Below are 360 nucleotides of genomic sequence, written 5' to 3' on the forward strand. Positions count from 1 at the left end.
GCTCCGCGACAATCAGAGTTCAAAAAACTCTTGCGCGCGACAATTAACGCGGCAATCATCACCTCGCCGCGACACCGACTCGCCATCCTGATTGTCGTGCGCTTCCCACCCAGATTGTCGCGCTATACAGCTCGGCGTCGCATTGCGCGAAGGTCATCCAGTTTATCTGGTGAGCTTCCGTCGCGAGCCAGAGCAGGATCAGCAACTCTCTGATGTGGCCTATGCGGAAGCGACGTTTGTTCGAGAAGTGATCCGCCGGCATCCGCGCGCGCCTCTGCCGGCCATTATCGGCAACTGCCAAGCAGGCTGGGCGACCCTCGTTCTCGCCGCAACAAACCCTGACTTGACAGGACCCATCGT

1 pseudogene is annotated in these 360 nt (G+C 59.2%); it reads left to right on the plus strand.

Features of this window, described 5'->3' with window-relative positions:
- Window positions 1–127: 127 nt before the first annotated feature.
- Window positions 128–360: pseudogene (locus I6F36_RS39485) on the plus strand (DUF3141 domain-containing protein); the annotation flags it as partial.

Source organism: Bradyrhizobium sp. BRP19, from assembly GCF_020194195.1.
In the GTDB taxonomy this organism is placed as follows: domain Bacteria; phylum Pseudomonadota; class Alphaproteobacteria; order Rhizobiales; family Xanthobacteraceae; genus Bradyrhizobium; species Bradyrhizobium yuanmingense.